The organism is Stenotrophomonas sp. STEN240 (assembly GCF_056756175.1).
This window is the reverse complement of sequence record NZ_JBRRBO010000051.1, coordinates 1-22727: the sequence shown is the minus strand read 5'-3', so window position 1 is coordinate 22727 and position 22727 is coordinate 1. Positions and strand designations below refer to the sequence as shown.

Annotated in this window: 18 protein-coding genes; 9 read left to right on the top strand and 9 right to left on the bottom strand. The window is 63.7% G+C overall.

Annotated elements, in window-relative coordinates:
* Positions 1 to 51: 51 nt before the first annotated feature.
* The 3 genes from ACVOKO_RS16950 to ACVOKO_RS16940 are packed head-to-tail and all read right to left on the bottom strand — an operon-like array spanning position 52 to position 3622.
* Entirely contained in the window at positions 52 to 537 is a 486-nt protein-coding gene (locus ACVOKO_RS16950; RefSeq protein ID WP_346500086.1) for a MaoC family dehydratase, read from the bottom strand.
* Positions 534 to 1412, bottom strand: a complete 879-nt coding sequence (locus ACVOKO_RS16945; RefSeq protein WP_346500084.1) for an alpha/beta fold hydrolase — start codon at positions 1410 to 1412, stop codon at positions 534 to 536. The genes ACVOKO_RS16950 and ACVOKO_RS16945 overlap by 4 nt, the downstream gene beginning before the upstream one ends.
* Positions 1413 to 1423: 11 nt before the next feature.
* Complete coding sequence (locus tag ACVOKO_RS16940; protein WP_346500082.1) at positions 1424 to 3622, bottom strand: TonB-dependent receptor; 2199 nt, start codon at positions 3620 to 3622, stop codon at positions 1424 to 1426.
* A 155-nt stretch (positions 3623 to 3777) separates the two neighbouring features.
* Between ACVOKO_RS16940 and ACVOKO_RS16935 the strand changes: the two genes are divergently transcribed.
* The 4 genes from ACVOKO_RS16935 to ACVOKO_RS16920 all read left to right on the top strand — a co-directional run bounded on the left by ACVOKO_RS16935 (position 3778) and on the right by ACVOKO_RS16920 (position 9822).
* Entirely contained in the window at positions 3778 to 5181 is a 1404-nt protein-coding gene (locus tag ACVOKO_RS16935) for a GntP family permease (RefSeq protein ID WP_346500079.1), read from the top strand.
* 95 nt (positions 5182 to 5276) lie between these two features.
* Entirely contained in the window at positions 5277 to 6278 is a 1002-nt protein-coding gene (locus ACVOKO_RS16930) for an extracellular catalytic domain type 1 short-chain-length polyhydroxyalkanoate depolymerase (RefSeq protein ID WP_346500077.1), read from the top strand.
* 226 nt (positions 6279 to 6504) lie between these two features.
* Entirely contained in the window at positions 6505 to 8850 is a 2346-nt protein-coding gene (locus tag ACVOKO_RS16925; RefSeq protein WP_346500075.1) for a TonB-dependent receptor, read from the top strand.
* A 543-nt stretch (positions 8851 to 9393) separates the two neighbouring features.
* Positions 9394 to 9822 carry a hypothetical protein gene (locus ACVOKO_RS16920; protein WP_346500073.1) on the top strand — a complete coding sequence of 143 codons (429 nt, stop codon included), beginning with the start codon at positions 9394 to 9396 and terminating at the stop codon, positions 9820 to 9822.
* A 69-nt stretch (positions 9823 to 9891) separates the two neighbouring features.
* On the opposite strand, the gene ACVOKO_RS16915 is transcribed toward ACVOKO_RS16920, so the two are convergent.
* Entirely contained in the window at positions 9892 to 10284 is a 393-nt protein-coding gene (locus tag ACVOKO_RS16915; protein WP_346500071.1) for a bleomycin resistance protein, read from the bottom strand.
* 109 nt (positions 10285 to 10393) lie between these two features.
* Here ACVOKO_RS16915 and ACVOKO_RS16910 point away from each other — a divergent pair, with 109 nt between their 5' ends.
* Positions 10394 to 10957: a hypothetical protein gene (locus ACVOKO_RS16910; protein ID WP_346500069.1), complete on the top strand. Its 564-nt coding sequence runs from the start codon at positions 10394 to 10396 to the stop codon at positions 10955 to 10957.
* A 72-nt stretch (positions 10958 to 11029) separates the two neighbouring features.
* Here ACVOKO_RS16910 and ACVOKO_RS16905 read toward each other — a convergent pair whose 3' ends face one another.
* The 5 genes from ACVOKO_RS16905 to ACVOKO_RS16885 all read right to left on the bottom strand — a co-directional run bounded on the left by ACVOKO_RS16905 (position 11030) and on the right by ACVOKO_RS16885 (position 15198).
* Positions 11030 to 11395: a 5-carboxymethyl-2-hydroxymuconate Delta-isomerase gene (locus tag ACVOKO_RS16905; protein ID WP_346500067.1), complete on the bottom strand. Its 366-nt coding sequence runs from the start codon at positions 11393 to 11395 to the stop codon at positions 11030 to 11032.
* Between the two features lie 13 nt (positions 11396 to 11408).
* Complete coding sequence (locus tag ACVOKO_RS16900; protein WP_346500065.1) at positions 11409 to 12200, bottom strand: hypothetical protein; 792 nt, start codon at positions 12198 to 12200, stop codon at positions 11409 to 11411.
* A 46-nt stretch (positions 12201 to 12246) separates the two neighbouring features.
* Positions 12247 to 13122 (bottom strand): PhzF family phenazine biosynthesis protein, encoded by an 876-nt coding sequence (locus ACVOKO_RS16895; RefSeq protein WP_346500063.1) that lies wholly within the window; start codon positions 13120 to 13122, stop codon positions 12247 to 12249.
* 313 nt (positions 13123 to 13435) lie between these two features.
* Positions 13436 to 14296, bottom strand: a complete 861-nt coding sequence (locus ACVOKO_RS16890) for a PhzF family phenazine biosynthesis protein (protein ID WP_346500061.1) — start codon at positions 14294 to 14296, stop codon at positions 13436 to 13438.
* 32 nt (positions 14297 to 14328) lie between these two features.
* Positions 14329 to 15198 carry a PhzF family phenazine biosynthesis protein gene (locus ACVOKO_RS16885; RefSeq protein ID WP_346500059.1) on the bottom strand — a complete coding sequence of 290 codons (870 nt, stop codon included), beginning with the start codon at positions 15196 to 15198 and terminating at the stop codon, positions 14329 to 14331.
* 373 nt (positions 15199 to 15571) lie between these two features.
* Here ACVOKO_RS16885 and ACVOKO_RS16880 point away from each other — a divergent pair, with 373 nt between their 5' ends.
* From ACVOKO_RS16880 to ACVOKO_RS16865, 4 genes are all read left to right on the top strand, one after another.
* Complete coding sequence (locus ACVOKO_RS16880; RefSeq protein ID WP_346500057.1) at positions 15572 to 18175, top strand: bifunctional aspartate kinase/diaminopimelate decarboxylase; 2604 nt, start codon at positions 15572 to 15574, stop codon at positions 18173 to 18175.
* 79 nt (positions 18176 to 18254) lie between these two features.
* On the top strand, positions 18255 to 19640 hold the full coding sequence (gene murL / locus ACVOKO_RS16875) for a UDP-N-acetyl-alpha-D-muramoyl-L-alanyl-L-glutamate epimerase (protein ID WP_346500055.1): 1386 nt from the start codon (positions 18255 to 18257) through the stop codon (positions 19638 to 19640).
* A complete protein-coding gene (gene murD / locus ACVOKO_RS16870) occupies positions 19621 to 21060 on the top strand; it encodes a UDP-N-acetylmuramoyl-L-alanine--D-glutamate ligase (protein WP_346500053.1) in 1440 nt (479 codons plus the stop codon). The genes murL and murD overlap by 20 nt, the downstream gene beginning before the upstream one ends.
* Before the next feature lie 448 nt (positions 21061 to 21508).
* Positions 21509 to 22306, top strand: a complete 798-nt coding sequence (locus tag ACVOKO_RS16865; protein ID WP_346500051.1) for a dienelactone hydrolase family protein — start codon at positions 21509 to 21511, stop codon at positions 22304 to 22306.
* Positions 22307 to 22727 lie beyond the last annotated feature (421 nt).

Below are 22727 nucleotides of genomic sequence, written 5' to 3'. Positions count from 1 at the left end.
GAGAAGCGTGGCCGGCGTGCACGACCCCCGGCCATGCGCTGTGGGTTGGTGCTAGGGCGCGAGCACGATCAGCGACAGCTGCTCGGCGACCAGTGCGATTTCACCGCCGGGTTGCAGTTCCACGCTCTTGTGCTGGGTCAACAACCACTGCCCGGGCTGGCGCGGTTCCAGTGAAACCAGCCGCGAGCGCACCCGGATCTGCGAGCCGCTGGCTACCGGCGCGAGGAAGCGCACCTTGTTCAAGCCGTAATTCAGTACGTGGGCAATGCCGGGGAAGCCGACCAAGGCCGCCACGTCCTCTTCCACGGTGAGCGAGAGCAGCAGGAAACCATGGGCGATGGTATGGCCGCCCGGCAACTCGGTTTTCGCACGGGCCGGATCGACGTGGATCCAGTTATGGTCGCCGGTCGCCTCGGCGAAGGCGTCGATGCGCGCCTGTGCGATGCGGGTGCTCACGCCCAGCCGTTCGCTCGCCGCCCATTGCTGCAGGGCGTGCAGGGCTGCCGGCAGCTCCTTGTTGATGTCGGTCGCGCTCATTGCAGGCGCCCCAACAGGGCAAGGATTGCATCACGCGCTTCGGGCTCGGACAGTGTCGGTGCATGGCCGACATCGGGCACTTCGACCAGACTCGCGTTCGCTGAGGTTGCTGCCATCTGCTGGGCGACGTCTGCCGGCAAGATGTCCGACAACGCGCCGCGTACCACCAGCACCGGCACACGCGCGGTCAAGCCGCGCACCGCCCGCCACAGCACCGGCCGCAGCAACCACAGCAGCAATGGCCGAGTGGTGCGGATGACCGCAGGATCGTAGTCCAGTTCCAGCAGGCCATCGTCGCGCTGACGGAAACTGCGCGAGGCCATCGCCCGCCAGTCATCGGCGCTGAAGCGCGGGAAGGATGCCTTGCCGATCGACTCGGCGTAGGCGGCTGCCTGCTCCAGCGTCATCGGCGGCAAGGCCTTGCCGGCGTATTTGCCGATCCGCGCCAAGGCTTCGCGCGGCACCTTGGGGCCGGCATCGTTGAGCACTGCTGCTGAAATCAGTTCCGGTGCGCGCGAGGCGAGGGTGATGGTGACCAGTACACCCAGCGAGGTACCGATGAACACCGCCTTGGCGATGTTCTGCGAGCGCAGCAGCGCCACCATGTCATCGGCGTAGGCGCGCGGGTTGTAACTGGACGGATCCGGCGCACGCGCCGAACCCGCACGCCCACGCAGGTCGACCGCAAGCACCCGCCAGCCCACCGCGCTCAGCGTTTGCGCCAGGGCATCGAAGTCGGCGGCGTTGCGGGTCAGCCCGGGAATGCAGACCACCGTGCCGCGGGGCGATTGCCCCGCGGCCGGTGCATGGTCGCGCGCGTGCAGGCGCAGGCCATCGTTGCTGCTCCAGTACAGGTCATCGTAAGACTGGGTCATGCAGGTGTTTCCTAGAAATCGTAACGGACGCTGAGGCTGTACTGGCGCGGCGGGCCGTAGAAGCCGATCAGGGTGCCGACCGCCGGGATGTTGTAGCCGGTGGTGCGGTATTCCTTGTCGGCCAGGTTGGTGCCCTGCAGCGAGAAGGTCCAGGCGTCATTGAGTTTCCAGATCACGCCGGCATTGACCAGCCCGTAGCCATCCTGCTTGATCACCGGGCTCAGGTCGGTGGTCGGCCACACTTCGCTCTGGTAACTGTAGCCCACGCGTGCGGACAGGTTGCTGCCATTGGCCAGCTCGGTGCGGTATTCCACGTTCAGCGCACCGGAGAAGTCCGGCGCATTGGTGAACTTCATTTTGTCGGCGACGTTGACGCCGCGGTCCATGTACTCGTCGTACTTTGTATCCAGCCAGGCCAGGTTGCCGGAGATCAGCCAGTTCGCGGTCGGCAGGTACTGGTATTCGATTTCCAGGCCGTTGACGGTGCCTTTGCCGGCGTTGGTGAAGTCGCCGAAGAAGGCGTCGTTGACGCCATCGCCATTGGTGTCGATGCCGGTGAACACCGACAGCTGGATGTCCTTGTACTTGTTGTGGAAGGCCGACAGGTTCAGGAACAGGCGCGAATCGAGGAAGCCCATCTTGCTGCCGATCTCGAAGCTGTCGACGGTCTCGTCATCGAACGGCTCGGCCGAGCGAGGTACCGCCACGGCGTTGGCGCGGATGTTGTAACCGCCTGACTTGAAGCCGCGCGTTGCCAGGCCATAGACCATGATGTCGGGGGTGATCTGGTAATCCAGCGACACCTTCGGCGAGACGTTCTTGAAGTTGGTGGTCTTGTCGAAATCGGCGGCCACCGCGATAGGACGGCTGAAGGTCGCGTCGGAATAGAAGCGGTTCAGCACGATCGCGCGCTTGTCTTCATCGGTGTAACGCGCGCCGACATCGAGTTTGAGCTTGTTGGTCAGGTCGAACGTCCAGTCCGCATAGACCGCGATGCTGTCAGTCAGTACTTTGCCGCGGGTATCGCCGAACTGCAGGTTGAAGAAGTTGTTGCGGATCTGCCCACCGGCTTCACCACTGAACCGGTACAGGCCGACCACGCCGCGCACGCGGCCACCGGCATCGTAGTTGAACTGCAGCTCATTGCTGACCTGGCTGTCCTCGTAGAAGCCGCCGACGTCGGCCAGCTTGACCGGCGTGGTGTCGAAGTCGATGTTGGAGTGGCTGTCGGATTCGCGCTTGGCAACCACGTACTTCAACGCAACGTCGTCGTTCGGACGCCAGTTGACCGTGGCCGAGGCGCCCTTGGTCTCGACGCTGTTGAGGTTCTGCATGCCCGAGCGGATGTCGTAGCGGTCATCCATCGGCGGGTAGGCCGGGGTGAACGGGTTTGCTGCCAGCATCTTCGAGCCACGCATGCCGGACTGGTCATCGATCCAATCCAGGGCGAACTGCACGTCGAAGTCGTCGCCTGCATAGGCGCCCAGGTTCAGGCGCGCGGCGTTGATCTGCTTGTCGCTGATCGGCTGGCCGTTGAAGGTGTTTTCGCCGAAACCATCGCGGTTCATGCTGGCCACCGCGATGCGCCCGCGCAGGCCGCTGTCGGCGCCGCCCAGCGGGCCGCCGATGGCCGCCTTGGCGTCGAGCTGGTTGTAGTTGCCGGCGGTGATCTGCGCGTAACCCTCGACCTGGGTGGGCAGGCCGCGCGAGATGTATTTGATCGCGCCGCCGATGGTGTTCTTGCCGTACAGCGTGCCCTGCGGGCCACGCAGTACTTCGATGCGTGAGACGTCGAACACATCCAGCAAGGCGCCCTGCGGACGCGCGATATAGACGTCATCCAGATAGATGCCCACGCCCGGATCCGCGCCCCAGGTGGGATCGGACTGGCCGACGCCGCGGATGTAGGCGGTGACCGTGCTGCTGGCGCCACGCGCCGCGTAGATGGTCAGGTTGGGCACCTGCGAGTCGAGGTCTGCGATGTCCTGCACGTTCAACTTGTCCAGCGCTTCGGAGGTGAAGGCGGTGACCGCGACCGGCACTTCCTGCAGGGTTTCCTCGCGCTTGCGCGCGGTGACGGTGATGCTGTCCAGGTTGGTGGCCGAGGCGGCCTTGCCCGCTGCGGGCGCAGCTTGTTGCGCTTCCTGTGCCAATACCGGCCCGGAGGCCAACAGCGCGCCGATCATCAGGCTCAAACAGTTCCGCTTCATTCGGTCCTCCCCAGGCAAGTGCGTTGTAGATGGCCGAATGCCACCCTCGGAGCCTAGGCTAGCGACGCGGATGTGCACCAGCGAGTGGACCTAGGTCCAGTCGGCAGCGGCCGTCAGATCAGGATACTGGGCGCCTCCTCATTCGGAAGCGCCGTATGTCGTTACTGATCGTACTTGCAGCGCTGGGCTTCCTCATGCTGGTGGCTTACCGCGGTTACAGCGTGATCCTGTTCGCGCCTATCGCCGCACTCGGTGCGGTGCTGCTCACCGACCCGTCGCTGGTGGCGCCGATGTTCACCGGCCTGTTCATGGACAAGATGGTCGGCTTCCTGAAGCTGTATTTCCCGGTATTTCTGCTGGGTGCGGTGTTCGGCAAGCTGATCGAGCTGTCCGGCTTCTCCAAATCGATAGTCGGCGCGGCTATCCGGCTGTTCGGGCCGCAACGGGCGATGCTGTCCATCGTGCTGGTATCCGGCCTGCTCACCTACGGCGGCGTTTCGTTGTTCGTGGTGGTCTTCGCGGTGTATCCGTTTGCTGCCGAGATGTTCCGCCAGAGCAATATCCCCAAGCGACTCATTCCGGCGACGCTGGCGGTGGGTGGCTTCAGTTTCACCATGGACGCGCTGCCGGGCACGCCGCAGATCCAGAACATCATCCCGACCACATTCTTCGGCACCGATACCTGGGCTGCGCCGGTATTGGGCACGCTGGGCAGCATCTTCGTGCTTGCGGTCGGCATGGCCTATCTGGAATGGCGTCGCCGCGTCGCCGTGCGCAACGGCGAGGGTTATGGCGATCCCGCAACCCTGGTCAACGAGCCGACGCCGTTCACCGGCGCCAATCTGGCACATGCGGGCATCGCGGTGTTGCCGCTGGTGCTGGTGTTTGTTTCCAACAAGTTGTTCACCCTGGGCATACCGCATTGGTACGGCGCCGAGCACAGTTTCGTGCCGTCGATCCTCGGCAAGGCGGCACCGGTAGTGCAGGAAGTGCCAAAAATTGCTGCGATCTGGGCAGTGGAGGGCGCATTGCTGGTCGGCATCCTGACGGTAATGGCGCTGGCCTGGCGGCCGGTGGTCAGCCAGTTTGCGGATGGCACCAGGACCGCGATCAGCGGCGCCTTGCTGGCGGCGATGAACACCGCTTCCGAGTACGGGTTTGGCGCGGTGATCGCGGCGTTGCCGGGCTTCATGGTGGTAGCCAACGCGCTCGGTTCGATCAAGGACCCGCTGTTGCATGAAGCGGTCACCGTTACCGGTCTGGCCGGTGTTACCGGCTCTGCGTCTGGTGGCATGAGCATCGCCTTGGCGGCCATGTCGGAGACCTTCATCGCCAACGCGCAGGCGGCCGGCATCCCGATGGAAGTGCTGCACCGGGTTGCCTCGATGGCCTCCGGTGGCATGGACAGCCTGCCGCACAACGGCGCCGTGATCACCTTGCTGATGGTGACCGGGCTGACCCATCGCCAGGCCTACAAGGACATTTTCGCAGTGACCATCATCAAGACCCTCGCGGTGTTCGTGGTGATTGGCATCTATTACGCCACCGGCTGGGTTTGAAACGGCGTCGCAACACCCTCTGGAAGGCTGGTCCATGAGGATTTCCGTTACCAAATCGTCCACTTCATCCACGACTCACGCATGAGGATCTGGCTATGAAATCTGGAATCGTTTCAATCAAGGCTGTTTTACTGCTGCTGTGTAGCTGGCTGGCGGCAGGCAGCGCGTTTGCGCAAAGCGCTGCGGGCCATTGGGATTTCGGTCTGTACGGCAACCTTTTTGGCAGCCGCGAGTACCAGGTATGGGTGCCGGCGGGCTACGAGGAAACCACGCCGCTGCCGGTATTACTGGTACTGCATGGCTGCGTCAACGGCCCCAACCTGATGGGCGAAGCCTCCGGCTTCAATGATGTCGCCGATGTTGAAGGTTTCATCGTGGTCTATCCGCGTCAGAACGTTACCTCCAATCCGACCCGCTGCTGGAACTGGCAGTTGCCGATCAACCAGGCGCGCGGCAGCGGTGAGGCCTCGATTCTGGCCGGTATCGTCGATGCGGTGAAGGCCGGCTACGCCGTCGATCCGCGCCGGGTCTACGTCACCGGCATTTCCGCTGGCGGTGCGATGACCTCGATCATGCTGGCCTGCTATTCGGACGTGTTCGCTGCAGGCGCCATCCATTCCGGCGGCATGTACAAGGGCGCCACCACCGTATCCGGCAGCGCTTACGCGCTGCTTGCTGGCAGCATCTACTCGCCGGAAAGCAATGGCAAGCTTGCCTGGCAGTGCTCGGGCTCGCCGTCGCCGCGCCCGTTGCCGGTACTGGTGTTCCATGGCAGCGCCGATGCCACGGTCAACCCGGTGAATGGCCAGCAGGCAGTGCGTCAGTTCCTGCAGACCAATGACCTGGCCGATGACGGCGTGGACAATGATTCGGTCAAATATGTGCCGACCACCACCGTTGCCGGCCAGGTGCCGGGTGGCCGCGCTTATACGATCAAGAACTACACCTACGGTGGCAAGACCTTGGTCCAGGACTACCTCGTGCATGGGATGGGCCATGCCTGGAGTGGAAGCACTTCCGGCTTGCCGTTCACCGACCCGAAGGGGCCGGATGCAACCTTGATCACCTGGTTGTTCCTGAAAGACCAGCTGCGTTGAGTGCACACGCCAGCCATTCAGTGGCTGGCGTGCGAGTAGTGATTGAAGGGCGTCATCGCCAGCGTAGAAGCCGATTGCTTCCGCGCTGGCGTTCCGCTTCATGGGCTGCCCGCTGCCAATGCCATCGAATTGCAACCTTGTGCGGTGATGATCTGCGCGCCTCATGCCGCGAAGTCGGCCCGGTCCGGGCCGAGCGCAATCATCAACAGCCAACCAAGGCCAATCCATGCAGCGTCACCGCACCATCTCCGCAATTACCCGCACTACCCATGACTTCCCGCGCCGCTCGCTGCTGGCCCAGGCCTGCGCGCTGTTGATCCTGCCGCTGGCCGCGCAGACCGCGCTAGCCCAGGATGCCGCTCCCGTTGAAGCGCGCAGCGCCGCGACGGCGTTGGATACCATTACGGTCACCGCCGAGCGCCGCGAGCAGAACCTGCAGGACGTGCCGGTGTCGGTAGGCGTGGTGCAGGGCGAGGCCCTGCGGGCCTATACAGAAGGTGCGGACGACACGCTGCTGGCGCTGTCCGGCCGCGTCCCCAGCTTCTATGCCGAAACCACCACCGGTCGCATCTTTCCGCGGTTCTACATCCGTGGCTTGGGCAATATCGATTTCTATCTGGGTGCCTCGCAGCCGGTTTCCATCATCCAGGATGATGTTGTGCTGGAGCATGTGGTGCTCAAGTCCAACCCGGTCTACGACGTGGACCAGGTGGAAGTGCTGCGCGGCCCGCAGGGCTCCTTGTTCGGTCGCAACACCACCGCCGGCATCGTCAAGTTCGATACGGTCAAGCCCAGCCAGGACCCGAGCGGCCGGGTCAACATGAGCTACGGTAGCTACAACACCGTATCCATCGACGGCGGCATGGGCGGGGCGATCAACGACGTGCTGTCCTACCGCGTCTCCACGCTATACCAGCACCGCGACGACTGGGTGGACAATACCTATCGCGGCCCCAGCGCTGACGGCACTGTAACGCCGAAGAACGACACGATGGGCGGCTACGACGACCGTAACCTGCGCCTGCAGCTGCTGTACAAGCCAAACGAGCAGTTCTCGTTGCTCGGTTCCGTGCATACCCGTGACTACGAAGGCACCTCCACCTTGTTCCTGCGCAATGCGCTGGTGAAGGGCAGCAACCGCGTCGATGTGGCGCGCGACAAGGTCGCGTTCGACGAAGCCGACAATAATCCGCAAGCCTACAAGACCCACGGTGGCTCGCTGAAGGCGATCTATGATTTCGGCAATACCACGCTGACCTCGATCAGCGCCTACGAGACCACCTCCGGTTACAGCCGCGGTGATACCGATGGCGGCGCCGCGGCCGATTACCCGGTCAACGGGTTGCCCAATGGTTACGGCCAGTCGATGGGACAGGTGCAGGATCTGGACCAGTTCACCCAGGAGCTGCGGCTGGCCTCCAACGCCACCGATCCCTTGTCCTGGCAGGTAGGTGCGTTCTACTTCGACGGCCGCGACACCACCGATTTCTACCAGCGCGCCTGGTTCCTGGATACCGCCGCGCATAATCCCAACAACTGGGTGCGCCTGCGCAACATCAATACCTCCTGGGCAGGTTTTGGCCAGGTGAGCTGGAAGGCCACGGATGCGTTGACCCTGACCGCAGGCGTGCGCGCCACCAAGGACGAGAAGAGCACGCGTCTGCTGAAGACTGCCGACACCGCAGCCGGTCTGGTTACCTACAAGGGCCGCAACAACGTCGAGATGTCCGATACCCAGCCCAGTTGGGATCTGAGTGCAATGTATGAAATCAGCCCGGAGCTGAGCCTGTACGCACGCGTGGCCCGTGGCTTCCGTGGCCCGACCATCCAGGGTCGCTCGGCGGTATTCAATGCCGACTTCACCACTGCTGATTCGGAAACCATCCTGTCGTGGGAGGCGGGTATCAAGAGCAGCCTGTTCGACAACCGCCTGCGTCTGAATGTCAGCGGCTTCACCTATACGGTCAACGATATCCAGCTCAACGGCAACGATTCCAACGGCAACGGCGTCCTGTTCAATGCCGACAAGGCGCGTGCCTACGGCCTGGAAGCAGACATGGATTGGCGGCCGATCCCCAACCTGTCGCTGACCGCCGGCCTGAGCCTGCTGCACAGCGAGATCCAGGACAAGCGTGTCTATGCGCAGGTCTGTGCGTTGAATGGTGTGGTGGTGTGTACGGTCAACGACCCGACCATCAAGATCGGTAACAATGTCTACGCCCAGATCGACGGCAACCCGTTGCCGAACGCGCCCAAGTACAACGTGAACCTGGCCGCGCGCTACGACATTCCGGTGGGCGATGACGGCGCGGTGTTCTTTGCCACCGACTGGAACAAACAGGGCGAAACCCAGTTCGTGCTGTATGACAGCAAGGAGTTCTATTCCAAGGGCAACTTCGAAGGTGGCCTGCGCGTTGGCTATACCGGCGGCTACGGCGCTTGGGAAGTGGCGGCATTCGCCCGCAACATCACCAACGAGAAGAACCTCAAGGGCGTGATCGAGAACTACATGGCAGCCGTCTACAACGACCCGCGCATCATCGGCGTGTCGTTCAACTACAACTGGCGCTAAGCCTGTCTGTAGTGCCGAGCCATGCTCGGCAGGGGGCTTTGCCGCAAAATCCAAAGCCCCCTCATCCGCTCCTTTGGGGCACCTTCTCCCGTAAACGGGAGAAGGAATGGAAGCCAAGCCAAGCATCATCTGTAGTGCCGAGCCATGCTCGGCAGGAGCTTTACCGCAAAATCCAAAGCTCCCCTCATTCGCCCCTGCGGGGCACCTTCCCCCAAGAAGGGGGCTGCAGTCCCGTGAACGGGAGAAGGAATGGAAGCCAAAGCCAAGCATCCTCTGTAGTGCCGAGCCCTGCTCGGCAGGGGCTTTGCCGCAAAACCCAAAGCCCCCCTCATCCGCCCCTTCGGGGCACCTTCTCCCGTAAACGGGAGAAGGAATGGAAGCAACGCCAAGCATCATCCGTAGTGCCGAGCCATGCTCGGCAGGGGCCTTTCATTGCTGCCCAACAAAGGCTTTACCTTCCAGCTCAGGTCACGCTTCCCCCAGTGTGCCAATCAAGCTGCGCCGGGCTCATACTCTGCCCATCACCGAGCGAAGGGGGCAACGATGCGAGGATTCCTGAAAGGACTGCTGGCCGTGGTGCTTGGGCTTGTCGCAGGCAGCGCGGTGAACATGGGATTGGTGCTGCTAGGCGCTCAGCTGGTGCCACCGCCGGCTGGGGTGGATACCAGTACCGCTGAAGGACTGAAGGCGGCGATGCCGCTGCTCCAGGCGAGGTACTTCCTGTTTCCTTTCCTGGCGCATGCGCTGGGAACCTTCGCCGGTGCGTTGGTGGCGACCTGGGTGGTTGGTCGCGTGAACCGACTCCCGGCGCTGTTGATCGGCCTGTTGTTCCTGATGGGCGGTATCGCCAGCTGCTTCATGCTGCCTGCACCGCGCTGGTTTGAAGTGCTGGATGTAGTGCTGGCCTACCTGCCATTGGCCTGGCTGGGCTACCTGCTGGCAAAAAAGCCAAGTCCTGCTGGAGCTGCGTAAGCCACGAAGCTGACATTCCAATCACCGACAAGCTCGCCGGTGGGCTGTAATCGCCGCGAGCGTCGCAGCTCAGGGCGCTTCGGCAGCACCGGTAGGTTGCGGCAACGCCTGCCCGAAGCACAGCACATTGCCGGCCGGATCGGTAACGCTGAAATCACGCATGCCATAGGGCCGGTCAGCAATGGCAACGGTGATGGCTACGCCCGCTGACTGGAGCTGCGCGTGGTAACTGTCGACGCCATCGATGTGCAGGTATAACCGGCTGATACCGCCGGGCTTGGTATCGGCGCGGCTGGCGAGCGTCAGTTCCACCTCATCACGGCACACCGCAGCCAACTCGGTGGGTTCACCCCATTCCCATGCCAGCGAGAAACCAAGCCGGTCCAGATAGAACGCCAGGGTGGTCGGCAGGTCCTCTGTAGCCAGGAAGGGGGAAACGGAGTGAAACTGAACATGCGCCATGATGTTGCTCCCAAGGTAAGGCTTCAGCGATAGTCGCATGTACGGCTGTGGGTAGGTTCCCAGCGCCGGCACGCAGATACGGAAGTACAACGACCAAGGAGATGCGTCGATGTCTTTTCCTGTGATTCTTGCAAGAGGGTGCTTGTTGCTGTGCGTGGTCCTGCTCTGCGCCTGCGCTTCGATCCCGCTGTCCACCGCGTTGCGGCTGTCTTCATTGGATGAGCGTGCGCTGGTGCAACTGGAACCAGCAGATATCCGGATCAAAGTGGCGGTTCCCCACGGCAATACGCTGAGTCCGGAGGAAACCCGGCTGGCATTGCGGCTGCAGCCCGAGGGTAAGGCTGCGCGGGTTGCAACGATGCCGCTGAGATTGGTGGGCTCCAGCCAAGGCGAACGCAGCTCTGGCTTTTTCAGCCCGGCCGTTGCCGTTACCACCTACGATCTGGCGCTGAGCACGGAAGGTGCCGCTCAACTGCGCGAGCTGCAGCGCGACGTAATGCACTTGCGCAGCGAGTCGGGCAAGGTGGAGCTCAGCGTGAACACGTCGTTCTCCAAAATAGCCGAAGGGACGAAGGAGATGCGCTTTTGGGTGGACATCAAACTTCGTTCGAATGACGCGTATCTGACCTTGTTTGATGGCGCGCAAATCAAATTCAAGATGGCCGAGGGATGAGCCAGGCGCTGTCACGTTTTCGGTCGCGGCTTTTCCAGCTGAAGTTCTGACTTGGGGCTTACTCGCGTTCGCTCAGCTCCTGGGCGGAATCAGGGTCTTGGCGTAGCTGTCGCGGTCGATATCCACAATCTGCACGCTGATCTGCAGCTCCAGTTCGGCGGCAACGATGGCGGCTTCCAGTGCGGCCAACAGTGTTTTGGCGATCGCGCGCTTGGTATCCGCATCGCGGCCACTGAGTAGTTCCAATCGCGCAGCCACAAACCCGCGCGGGCTTTCACTGATTCCAACCGCAAAGCAGTCAAAAGCGATGGCCCGTGACTTGATGTCGAGTTCCTGGAATTGTCCGGTGGCGAGCAGTGCCTGATTGGCGGTTCGCAACAACGCCGGAGTAATGGCGGTGCCCAGATTGCTGCTGTATTCAAGAGTCAGGTGCGGCATGGGGAGCTCGTTGTCAGGGCGGCGTGGTTCGCAGCATCGCGTTGATACGTTGGATCATCGCATCGGAATAGTTGATATGGGTGGGTGTATCGGCGAGCGGTGCGGCGGCATTGGCATCGCGCAAGTCCGCATCGAGCCCGCTTTTGGGCAGATAGATGGGTGCCGCCACTGAGAATCCGTGCTCAGGCAGCCGGCCGTGGATGGCGCGATACAGCTGGATGGCGTCAAGCAGGGTCAGCGCCGGGCCGGGATGCATGCGATCCGCGTCGTACCAGGGCAAGTCGGGCGCAGTGGCCGAGACGGTACGCAGGGCTTCGGAGATTGCCACATAGGGAATGCCGGCCTGTTCGGTAGCAGCCGCTTCCTTGGCAATCAGACGGCCGGATGCTGCCGCATGTGATTGGTAGCTGCCGAGCAGCAGTACGCGTGCACCGGCATCGCTCCCTGCCTTCGCCAATGTCTTTATCGCCGCCTGCGATGTTGTGCAGGCGGATTCGTCCGGCCAGCACAGCAGCGCGCCGCCTTGTTCCTGCAGGATCAGCAGCTCGGAGGGATGTTCGCTCAGTGCGCGTTGCACCGAGCCATCGGCAACCCGTTGGTGGAGGAGAGCGCCGCCTTTGACAATCATCTGGCTGTGCAGTGGATGGCCGTTGGCGGTGCTCAGTGCTGCGTACGTTGCTGGCAGATTGCCCACGTAGATCAGGCTGTTGCCGACGAACAAAGCCCTTGCCGGTTGACGCGAAGTGTCACCGGCGCAGGCGTTGAATGTGAACAACAGCGCGAAAAGACAGATCCATCTATGCATTTCCGGCTCCGTGGTTCGCTGCGCTATCGATCAGCGTCTGACCCGCTTACCAATCAATGGTTCCGCGGATCACGGTCTGCACCTGCCCACCCGACCAGACGTCGCCGTGTTCGTCGATGCACAGCTCAAGCAATGCATCGTGGCCGACTTCGCGGCCTTGGCTTGCGGTATAGCGCTTGTTGCTGCCGGGCAGGGCATCGCGTTCGTCCAGCCATGCGGCCAGCACTGCATTGGCGGCACCGGAGGCGGCGTCTTCAAAGCGGCGGCCGTTGCCGACAAAGGCGCGCACAACCAGTTCGTAGCCGTCGCCTGCGGTGCGTGCGTAGGCGAATACGCCCATCGCGCCAGTGGATTCGGCGAGGGTGGCGATGGCGTCCCAGTCTGGGCTGAGCGCGCGCAGTGCGGCTTCGTCTGCGACTTCCACCAGCCACCAGCGGCGGCCACCATCCATCAATGCGGGCGGCAGGCTGCCCAGCGGCCAGCCGACGATGGCCGGCTGCAGGCGCGCATCACCTGCAGTGACGATCTCGGCCACCGAGGCGCGCGGTGTGCGGATGGCGATGGTACGGATGCCGTCGTGCTCGCTGACCTGCAGCGGCAGCTGGCCGGCAATGCCGTCCTGTACCAGTTGGCCGTCGATGGCTGCGGCCACGCCACTTTCCAGCACCGCATGGGCGCTGCCAACGCTGGGGTGGCCGGCGAATGGCACCTCTTTCTGCGGGGCGAACATGCGGATGCCGTAGCTGCTGCCTGGTTTGGTCGGGGCGAAGATGAAGGTGGTCTCAGGCAAACGGGTCCAGCGGGCGATGGCCTGCATGGCGGCATCGTCCAAGCCGTCGGCATCGAGCACCACGGCCAGCGGATTGCCGGTACCGGGGCGGGGGGCGAAGACATCAAGTTGCAGGAAGCGGCGGGTGGTCATGGTCGGGTCCGAATTCGATTGCTGGTGTTGCCGTTGTTGCCGTTGCTGTTGCCATTGCTGTTGCTTTGGCTTTGGCTTTGGCTTTGGCTGTTGCTGTTGCTGTTGCTGTGGCTTAAGCCCCTCCCCCGCCTGCGGGAGAGGGGTTGGGGTGAGGGGAGGCGGACGTAGTCCGCTTGCTCTGGTTTTTGCGCGATTGAGAGATCACAAAGAAAAAGCAAAGGCATGCGTGCTTCGCACGCTTCCCCTCATCCGCCCTTTGGGCACCTTCTCCCGTAAACGGGAGAAGGGAGACATTCAGGCATGGCTTGCGCCCTTACCACTCAATCTGCCCAGCAATCACCTGCTGCACTTCACCACCAATCCAGATGTTGGACTCTGCGTCCACTTCCACCCGCACCTCGCCATTGCGACCGAGCTCGCGGCCCTGGCTGGCCAGGTATTGCTGGAAAGGCTTGATCCGCCCCTGTTGCAGCAGCTGTGCGGCAACCAGCGCATTGGCGCTGCCGGTGACCGGGTCTTCGTTGATGCCAACACCGGGAGCGAAGGCGCGCACCACGTATTGGTAGCCAACGTCCGGGCGGTCAGCAGGCGCGTACACCGCCAGCTTGCCGCGGCCCGGCATGGCCGCAATTGCCGCCAGCTCCGGCTTGTAGCGGCGCAGGGCGGCTTCGTTGCCGGCTTCCAGCAGCCACCAGTCCGGGCCGTTGTTCCACAGTTCCGGGCTGTGGCCGCGCTTGGCCAGGGCCGCCAGGCCGTCGGGCAGCTTCTCCATGGCGGTCTCGCGGCGTTCGGCCTGCGGGCTGCGCACGTGAATCTGGCGGAACCAACGCCCGCCCTGTACCCGCACCGGCAGCAGGCCAGCGGCGCATTGCTGGATCAGCTGGCCATTGTCGTCCGGCGTGGCCAGGCCAAGCTCCACTGCGGCCCAGGCGGCGCCCACGCTGGGGTGACCGGCGAAGGGCAGTTCACCTTTGGGGGTAAAAATGCGGATGTGGTAGCTGGCGCCCTCGTCGGGAGGCAGGAAGAAAATGGTCTCGGACAGGTTCAGCCAGGCGGCGATGGCCTGCAGGGCGGCATCATCCAGACCTTCGCTGTCGACGATGACGCCCAGCGGGTTGCCGGTGCCGGGGCGGGAGGCGAATACATCCAACTGCAGATAGCGGCGAGCGGACATTGCGAACAGGTTCCAGACGACGGCCCGGCAGCTTACCAGTGCACCTGTGCATCGATAACCCGCTGGACCTGGCCGCCAATCCAGACCGTGCCTTGCGCATCGATTACTACCTGCACGCGGCCATCGCGTCCGAGCTCGCGGCCTTGGCTGGCTACATAGCTGGCATCGCTGCGCGATAGTTGCCCGTGTTGCTGCAACCACGCTGCGATCAGCGCATTGGCACTGCCGGTGACCGGATCCTCGGGCACGCTCGCCGCGTCGGCCGGGCAGAACACGCGCACCGCCAGGCTGTGATCTGTACCGGCTTCGGCTGCGAACACGGCCACACCGGTTGCATCCGTGGCATTGCTCCAGTCACGTATGGCGGGCATGTCTGGAACCAGTGCGCGCACGCTGGCTGCATCGCGCGCCGGCAGCAACCACCACCGTGGACCGTTGTCCCAGAGTTCGGGAACATGGCCGGGGGAGATCAAGGCCTGCAACTGTTCCGGAACAGCGCCTGACGCGGTTGAATGCCGCTGGGCCGGTGGACTGGCCAACAGGATGGTTGGGGCGTCGGCTGGCCCAGCCACCTGTACGGGCAGCAGGCCGGCTGCGCACTGCTGTATCAGCCGGCCATCACTTGGCTGCGCCAACCCCGAGATCACCGCTGCCCAAGCCGCGCCAATGCTCGGATGGCCAGCAAACGGCAGTTCTCTGCTGGGGGTGAAGATGCGGATGCGATAACTGGCGCCGTCCTCCGGGGGCAGGAAGAAAACGGTCTCGGACAGGTTCAGCCAGGCGGCGAGGGCCTGCATGGCGGTGGTGTCCAGGCCTTCGCTGTCGAGGATGACGCCGAGCGGGTTGCCGGTGCCGGGGCGGTCGGCGAAGACGTCCAGTTGCAGGTAGCGGCGCGGGGGCATGGCTTTGGGTGTGTTGTGGGGCTGCGGTCAGCTTAGGGGCGTTGGATGGAAGCGCTAGAGGTGGGCGGGCTTTTGGAGGCATTCCTTAAGAATGGCGAATCGTCATGTCCCCGCCTGCGTGGGAATGACGGCTTATAAAATCGGGAGCCATAGCCACAGCAAATCCCCAAACCCCAATCTCCAAAACCCCGTCCATTCACCCAAAGATGACCCGGATCGTTGCAAGTGCTACTTTCTTCGCCCCGGGAGGGGAGGCCGGGCGGCGATGGTATCGCCGGTAACTCAGTCGTCCTGCCTCAACGGCCTTGGCATAGAATCGGGAGTTCCGCCCGCGTTGCCGGGTCTTTCTCCCACCTGTGAACCCTCAAAGCCAATGTCTGCTTCCCCAATTGCTGATCGCTGGATCGTCCTCAAGTTCGGTGGCACCTCGGTGTCGCGTCGTCATCGCTGGAACACGATCGGTCAGTTGGCGAAAAAACGGGCAGACGAAACCGGCGGCCGGGTGCTGGTGGTGGTATCGGCCTTGTCCGGCGTCACCAACGAGTTGACCGCCATTGCCGACGGCGCTGCCGACAGCCGCGAGCGCGTGGCCGCGCTGGTCACCCGTCACAACGAATTTCTCGCCGAGCTGGAGCTGGGCACCGAGGTGCTGGCTGAACGCCTGGCCGCGCTGCAGGCGCTGCTGGATGACCCGCGCGCGGCCAGCCGCCCGCTGGACTGGCAGGCTGAAGTGCTGGGCCAGGGGGAATTGCTCTCTTCCAGTGTCGGCGCGGCCTATCTGCGCAGCACCGGCCTGGATTTCGGCTGGATGGACGCGCGCGAATGGCTGAACGCACTGCCGCCCGCGCCCAACCAGACCGAATGGTCGCAACGCCTGTCGGTGAACTGCCAGTGGCAGGGCGGCGGCGACTTCAAGCAGCGCTTCTCGGCCCAGCCGACGCGCATGCTGATCAGCCAGGGCTTCATCGCCCGCCACGGCGACGGTGGCACTGCCATTCTCGGCCGTGGTGGTTCGGACACGTCAGCGGCCTATTTCGGTGCGCTGCTCGGTGCCAGCCGCGTTGAGATCTGGACCGACGTGCCGGGCATGTTCAGCGCCAACCCCAGGGACGTGCCGGACGCGCGCCTGCTGACCCGCCTCGACTATTACGAAGCGCAGGAAATCGCCACCACCGGCGCCAAGGTGCTGCACCCGCGCTCGATCAAGCCCTGCCGCGATGCCGGCGTGCCGATGGCCATCCTCGATACCGAGCGCCCGCACATGCCGGGCACCAGCATCGACGGCAGTGCCGAGCCGGTGCCGGGCGTGAAGGCGATCAGCCGCCGCAACGGCATCGTGCTGATCTCGATGGAAGGCATCGGCATGTGGCAGCAGGTCGGCTTCCTGTCCGACGTGTTCAACCTGTTCAAGAAGCACGGCCTGTCGGTGGACCTGATCGGTTCGGCCGAGACCAACGTCACCGTGTCGCTGGACCCGTCTGAAAACCTGGTCAACACCGATGTGCTGGCCGCGTTGTCGGCCGACCTGTCGCAGATCTGCAAGGTCAAGGTGATCGTGCCGTGCGCGGCCATCACCCTGGTCGGTCGTGGCATGCGCTCGCTGCTGTACAAGCTCTCCGACGTGTGGGCCACGTTCGGCAAGGAGCGCGTGCACATGATTTCGCAGTCCTCCAACGACTTGAACCTGACCTTCGTCATCGACGAAGCCGACGCCGATGGCCTGTTGCCCATCCTGCACGCCGAGCTGATCGACAGCGGCGCCATGCCGGTTTACGAAGAACAGGTGTTCGGCCCACGCTGGCGCGAAATCACCGGCAGCATCCGTCCGCGGCAGACGCCGTGGTGGCAGGCACCAGCCAAGCAGCAGCAGCTGTTGCAGCTGGCCGCGAAGGGCACACCGGCCTACGTCTACGACCTGGACAAGGTGCGCGAACGCGCCCGCCAGTTGAAGGCGATCGGTGCCATCGATCGCCGCTTCTATGCGATCAAGGCCAACTCGCATCCCGAGATTTTGCGTACGCTGGCTGCCGAAGGTTTCGGCCTGGAATGCGTCTCGCAGGGTGAGGTGGAGCTGGTGTTTGCCTCGGTGCCGGACATCAGCCCCGAGCGCGTGCTGTTCACCCCGAGCTTTGCGCCGATCACCGAGTACCAGGCGGTGCTGGCGCGTGGCGTCAACGTCACCGTCGACAATGTCGAGCTGCTGCAGAACTGGCCGGAAGTCTTCCGTGGCCGCAAGCTGTGGCTGCGTATCGACCTGGGCCACGGCGATGGCCACCACAAGAAGGTCAACACCGGCGGCAAGGATGCCAAGTTCGGTCTGTCCGCGCTGCGTGTGGATGAGTTCATCGCCGCTGCGCGCGCGCTGGATATCCGCATCACCGGCGTGCATGCGCACCTGGGTAGCGGCATCGAGAACAGCGGCCACTGGAAGCAGATGGTCGATGAAATGGCTGGTTTCGCCCGCCGCATCGGCAGCGTCGAGATCCTTGATATCGGCGGCGGCTTGCCGGTGCCGTACAGCGACGACGACGAGCCCTTCGATCTGGATGCCTGGGCCGTTGGTCTGGCCGAGATCAAGGCCGTGCACCCGGCATTCCAACTGGCGATCGAGCCGGGCCGCTTCATGGTCGCCGAATGCGGCGTGCTGCTGACCCACGCCACGCAGGTGGTGGAGAAGGACGGCGTGCGCCGCGTTGGTCTGGATGCCGGCATGAACGCCTTGCTGCGCCCGGCGTTGTACGACGCCTGGCACGACATCGCCAACCTCAGCCGCCTGGGCGATGCGCGCGATGTTGATTTCAGCGTGGTCGGCCCGATCTGCGAATCCAGCGACGTGTTCGCGCAGCGGGTGAAGCTGCCGGCGGCCACCGCACACGGCGATGTGATGTTGATCGCCGATGCCGGCGCCTATGGCTTCAGCATGGCCAGTACCTACAACCAGCGCGCTCTGCCGCGCGAGGACATCATCGATGGCTGATGTTGTTCGTTCCCTGCATACCTCTTTGTCGTCCCGCCGCGCCACCGCGCGAAAACGGTTCGTTTGATTCGGATACGCCATGACAGCTTTTGATAAAGACCAGGTTTCCCGCTTCCGCTTCGTCCGCTGCGATTTCGCCGTGGATACCGGTGTTGCGCAGCTGGTATACGCCTTCGACGACGGCCCGGAGCTGACCGAGACCGTCACCGTGCCGGGTGCGCCGTTCCAGCTGGATGGCGACCGCGCCGCAGCGGTGCAAGGCGCCCTGCAGCTGCTGCACCTGATCGCCGGTGTCAGCTACTACAAGGCGGCGGTGCCGGCGCAGGTCAGCATCGACAGCTACGCCATCGACGCGGCCACCGCCGCGCTGGTGGAAACGGTGTACTTCAACGGCCTGGGCGAGTTCGCCTACCGCAACGGCCTGAACCTGCGCGACAGGTTCAAGCTGCCCGCTTCGCTCCCCTCTCCCGTTTACGGGAGAGGGGCAGGGGGTGAGGGCGCTTCTGCCCCCAATCTCAACCTTACCCACCACGCCCTGGTAGCCATCGGCGGCGGCAAGGACTCGCTGGTCAGCATCGAAGCCCTGCGCAATGCCGGCGTTGCCGAAACCGTCACCTGGATCGGCGGCTCGCAGCTGATCCGGGCCTGCGCCGAGCGCACCGGCCTGCCGACGCTCAACATCGGCCGCACGCTGGCGCCGGAGCTTTTCGAACTCAACCGTCAGGGTGCCTGGAACGGCCATATCCCGGTTACCGCAGTGAACTCGGCGATCATGGTGCTGGCCGCCGTGGTGCAAGGTGTGGACCAGGTGGTGTTCTCCAACGAACGCTCGGCCAGCTATGGCAGCCAGATCGCCGGTACCGGCGAAGTGAACCATCAGTGGTCCAAGGGCTGGGCCTTCGAGAAGGCGTTCGGCGAATACGTGCAGCAGTACATCGCCGCCGACCTGAACTACTACTCGCTGCTGCGCCCCTTGTCGGAACTGGCGGTGGCCCGCCAGTTCGCCAAGACCGATTTCTACGACGCGCATTTCTCCAGCTGCAACCGCAACTTCCACATCCTCGGCGAGCGCCCGGTGAACCGCTGGTGCGGCGTCTGCCCGAAGTGCCACTTCGTGTTCCTGGCGCTTGCCCCGTTCATGCCGAAGATGCGTCTGGTGCGCATCTTTGGCCGCAACCTGCTGGACGACAGCGAGCAGGCCGGCGGCTACGACGCGTTGCTGGAGTTCCAGGACCACAAGCCGTTCGAGTGCGTGGGCGAAGGCAAGGAATCGCGGGCGGCGATGGCGACCCTGGCAGCGCGCCCGGATTGGAAGGAAGACGTGCTGGTCAAGCGTTTCGCCACCCTGATCCAGCCGACCCTGTCGGCCGACGAACTGCACATTGAACCGTTGCTGGTCTTTGATGGCGAGCACCGCATCCCGGCAGCACTGTGGGAGCGTCTGCGTGCGAATTTCGCAGCTTGAAGGCAAGCGTGTCGCGCTGTGGGGCTGGGGGCGTGAGGGGCGTGCGGCGTATCACGCGTTGCGTGACCGGGAATGGAGCGTCGTTGGTACGCAATCGCAGGAGCAGTTTCCTGCCCGTTTGACGGTGCTTTGTTCTGCGTCCGAAGCAGAAGAAATTCTTGCGCTTGGCGACGCGCATCTATGTGTTGAAACCGCCCTCAGTGGCGAGCTGCTGGCTTCGTTCGACGTGGTCATCAAGTCGCCGGGTATCAGTCCTTACAAGCCCGAGGCGCAACATGCTTTGACGCAGGGCACGCAGTTCATCGGCGGCACCTCGTTGTGGTTCAGCGAACACGCCGATGCCGATGGCGCGCTGCCCAACACCGTCTGCGTCACCGGCACCAAGGGCAAGAGCACCACCACCTCGCTGCTGGCGCATCTGCTGCGCGCGGCCGGGCATCGCACCGGCTTGATCGGCAACATCGGCTTGCCCTTGCTGGAAGTGCTGGACCCGCAGCCGGCACCGGAATACTGGGCGGTGGAGCTGTCCAGCTACCAGACCGGTGAAGTTGCGCGTAGTGGAACGCGGCCGGACGTTGCCATCGTGCTGAACATCTTTCCCGAGCATCTGGATTGGCACGGCAGCGAGCAGCGCTACATCGACGACAAGCTGTCGTTGGTGACCGGCGGCCATCCGCGCGTGGCCGTGCTCAATGCGGCGGACGAGCACCTGCGCGTTCTGCAGCTGCCGCATAGCGAGATCGTCTGGTTCAACCAGCCTGAAGGCTGGCACATGGTTGGCGAAGTCGTGCATCGCGGCGCGCAACCGGTATTTGATACCTCCAACACGCCGCTGCCTGGCCGGCATAACCGCGGCAATCTGTGCGCCGTGTTGGCGGCGCTGGAAGCATTGGGTTTGGATGCGGTTGCATTGGCACCTGCGGTGCAGAGCTTCCGGCCGTTGCCGAACCGCCTGCAGCTGTTGGGCGAACGCGATGGCCTGCGTTGGGTCAATGATTCGATCAGCACCACGCCGCACGCCTCGCTGGCTGCGTTGGATTGCTTTGCCGGGCAGCGCATTGCGCTGTTGGTGGGTGGACATGATCGCGGCGTGGACTGGCACGATTTCGCCGAGCACATGCGTGACAACCCACCGGTCGAGATCGTGACCATGGGCAACAACGGCCCGCGCATCAATACGCTGCTGGCGCCGTTGGCAGAGGCTGGCGGTTTTGGCCTGCATGCCGCGACCGATCTACCGCATGCGGTTGAACTGGCGCGCGCTGCGCTGGGCGAGCAGGGCGGGGTAGTGCTGTTGTCGCCGGGCGCTCCGAGCTTTGGCGCCTACAAGGACTATGTGGCGCGCGGGCGGCATTTTGCTGAATTGGCCGGGTTTGACCCGGACAGCATCAGCGCGATTCCCGGGTTGGGGATTGGTTGAGTCGCTTCAGCTTCTTCAGCTAGCAGCTGCCCTCATCCCCACTCTCGCTCCGCGCCCCGGCCCTTGTGCTGGCGCAAGTGCGTTAGACGGACGGCGAACCTGTGGTTTGCAACCTGCCCGCCTCACCCCGCAGGCGGGAGAGGGGCTAGTGCACTCGCAGCCGGCGCGATCCGAACCCCTCTCCCGTTTACGGGAGAGGGGCTAGTGCACTCGCAGCCGGCGCAATCCGAACCCCTCTCCAGTTTACGGGAGAGGGGTTGGTGCACTCGCAGCCGACGCAATCCGAGCCCCTCTCCCGTTTAAGGGAGAGGGGTTGGTGCACTCGCAGCCGACGCAATCCGAGCCCCTCTCCCGTTTACGGGAGAGGGGTTGGGGTGAGGGCAAGCTTCTAGCTCATGAAACCCCAAAGCGCCTAGACTCGCCACAAACCCCAGACCGGAGCAGTCCCATGCGAGCAGCACGGAAAATGCAGTTGGCGGTATTGGCGCTGTGTGTCACCGCATCCATCCCCGCCTTCGCAAAAATGCAGCAACGCCCCGTCGAATGGCAGCTCGAAGGCACCACCTACAGCGGCGTACTGGTCTACGACGACGAAGGCGATGCCCGCCGTCCGGGTGTGGTGATGGTGCCCAACTGGCGCGGCGTCAACGCCTCAGCGGTTGCCAAGGCCGAGCAGATTGCCGGCGACGACTACGTGGTGCTGGTTGCTGATGTTTACGGCAAGGATGTGCGGCCCAAGGACAATGACGCCGCAGGGGCAGCCTCCAAGCCGCTGCGTGAGAATCGGACCCTGCTGCGCGCCCGCGCAGCTGCGGCGCTGGAGGCGCTGAAAGCCCAAGCCGGCAAAGCGCCGCTCGATGCAGCCAACATCGCCGCCGTAGGCTTCTGCTTCGGTGGCACCACCGTGCTGGAAATGGCCCGCGCGGGAATGCCGTTGGCGGGTGTGGTGAGCCTGCACGGCGGCTTGTCGACACCCGCACCGGCAGCAGCAGGCAGCGGCAAGGTACCCATTCTGGTACTCAACGGCGCAGCCGACCGTGGCGTCAGCGCCGAGGACATCACCAACTTCGGTAGCGAGATGGACGCGGCCAAGGCTGACTGGCAGTTCGTCAATTTCAGCGGCGCGGTGCATTGTTTCGCCGAGTCCGACGCCAACAGCCCGCCCGGCTGCCTGTACGACCCACGCGCCGCCAAGCGCGCCTGGAAGATGATGGACAACTTCCTGGAAGAACGCCTGGGCGACTGAAGCTTTGGTAGTGCCGAGCCATGCTCGGCAGGGGCATTACCAGCAATGCCAAAACTGTAGTGCCGAGCCATGCTCGGCAGGGGCTTCACCGGCAATCCATCAGATTGTGGGAGCGGCGTAAGCCGCGAAGCCAAAGCCAGAACAGAAGCCGTGAAGCTTACCCCTCCCCAACCCTCCCCTTCGCTACGCGAAAGGGAGGGAGCGTAGTGCCGAGTCATGCTCGGCAAGGGCCTTACCAGCAATGCCAGAACTGTAGTGCCGAGCCATGCTCGGCAGGGGCTTCACCGGCAATCCATCAGATTGTGGGAGCAGCGTAAGCCGCGAAGCCAAAGCCAGAACAGAAGCCGTGAAGCTTACCCCTCCCCAACCCTCCCCTTCGCTACGCGAAAGGGAGGGAGCGTAGTGCCGAGCCATGCTCGGC

Excerpts from the sequence above, each read along its gene's own strand:
- ACVOKO_RS16945 (WP_346500084.1), bottom strand. The coding sequence starts at position 1,412 with ATGACCCAGTCTTACGATGACCTGTACTGGAGCAGCAACGATGGCCTG.
- ACVOKO_RS16900 (WP_346500065.1), bottom strand. The coding sequence starts at position 12,200 with ATGCATAGATGGATCTGTCTTTTCGCGCTGTTGTTCACATTCAACGCC.
- ACVOKO_RS16915 (WP_346500071.1), bottom strand. The coding sequence starts at position 10,284 with ATGGCGCATGTTCAGTTTCACTCCGTTTCCCCCTTCCTGGCTACAGAG.
- ACVOKO_RS16920 (WP_346500073.1), top strand. The coding sequence starts at position 9,394 with ATGCGAGGATTCCTGAAAGGACTGCTGGCCGTGGTGCTTGGGCTTGTC.
- ACVOKO_RS16950 (WP_346500086.1), bottom strand. The coding sequence starts at position 537 with ATGAGCGCGACCGACATCAACAAGGAGCTGCCGGCAGCCCTGCACGCC.
- ACVOKO_RS16940 (WP_346500082.1), bottom strand. The coding sequence starts at position 3,622 with ATGAAGCGGAACTGTTTGAGCCTGATGATCGGCGCGCTGTTGGCCTCC.
- ACVOKO_RS16895 (WP_346500063.1), bottom strand. The coding sequence starts at position 13,122 with ATGACCACCCGCCGCTTCCTGCAACTTGATGTCTTCGCCCCCCGCCCC.
- ACVOKO_RS16935 (WP_346500079.1), top strand. The coding sequence starts at position 3,778 with ATGTCGTTACTGATCGTACTTGCAGCGCTGGGCTTCCTCATGCTGGTG.
- ACVOKO_RS16930 (WP_346500077.1), top strand. The coding sequence starts at position 5,277 with ATGAAATCTGGAATCGTTTCAATCAAGGCTGTTTTACTGCTGCTGTGT.
- ACVOKO_RS16880 (WP_346500057.1), top strand. The coding sequence starts at position 15,572 with ATGTCTGCTTCCCCAATTGCTGATCGCTGGATCGTCCTCAAGTTCGGT.
- ACVOKO_RS16910 (WP_346500069.1), top strand. The coding sequence starts at position 10,394 with ATGTCTTTTCCTGTGATTCTTGCAAGAGGGTGCTTGTTGCTGTGCGTG.
- ACVOKO_RS16885 (WP_346500059.1), bottom strand. The coding sequence starts at position 15,198 with ATGCCCCCGCGCCGCTACCTGCAACTGGACGTCTTCGCCGACCGCCCC.
- ACVOKO_RS16890 (WP_346500061.1), bottom strand. The coding sequence starts at position 14,296 with ATGTCCGCTCGCCGCTATCTGCAGTTGGATGTATTCGCCTCCCGCCCC.
- ACVOKO_RS16925 (WP_346500075.1), top strand. The coding sequence starts at position 6,505 with ATGCAGCGTCACCGCACCATCTCCGCAATTACCCGCACTACCCATGAC.
- murL (WP_346500055.1), top strand. The coding sequence starts at position 18,255 with ATGACAGCTTTTGATAAAGACCAGGTTTCCCGCTTCCGCTTCGTCCGC.
- ACVOKO_RS16905 (WP_346500067.1), bottom strand. The coding sequence starts at position 11,395 with ATGCCGCACCTGACTCTTGAATACAGCAGCAATCTGGGCACCGCCATT.
- ACVOKO_RS16865 (WP_346500051.1), top strand. The coding sequence starts at position 21,509 with ATGCGAGCAGCACGGAAAATGCAGTTGGCGGTATTGGCGCTGTGTGTC.